Origin of the sequence: Stenotrophomonas sp. 3diitr2024 (assembly GCF_042136455.1) — a bacterium.
GTDB classification, from domain to species: domain Bacteria; phylum Pseudomonadota; class Gammaproteobacteria; order Xanthomonadales; family Xanthomonadaceae; genus Stenotrophomonas; species Stenotrophomonas sepilia.
The window spans coordinates 1-306 of record NZ_JBHHMJ010000158.1 but is presented as its reverse complement, the minus strand read 5'-3'; the positions used below and the strand labels follow the sequence as shown (position 1 = coordinate 306).

General features: G+C 66.7%; 1 pseudogene. It reads right to left on the bottom strand.

Annotated features, from left to right (window positions below):
• Positions 1 to 214 (bottom strand): annotated as a pseudogene (locus ABGA94_RS03900) (hypothetical protein); the annotation flags it as partial.
• Positions 215 to 306: the final 92 nt, after the last annotated feature.

The window sequence follows — 306 nt, the reverse complement described above, 5'->3', positions numbered from 1 at the left end:
GGCGGCGGATCACGCTGGCCTGGGCCTGCTTCTCGGCCAGCACCACGCCGTTGAGAATCTCCTTCATCTCGCCCGGCAGGATCACGTCCTTGATGCCCCCGCCACGCAGCTGAGGGTGCGTGGAGATGAAAGGCCCGCCTGACCGGCGGGCCGTTTGTTTGGGAGCTGGTTGGCGCGGTGGCGGCCAAGGCGGGTCCTGGTAGATCCACGCCATGCGTGGATGGAAATCAAGGCCGCACGCGCACCAGCAATCGCTGGCTTTCTCCGCTTCCCCAGCGTCCTGGCTGCAGGCCGGTTGAAGAGAGC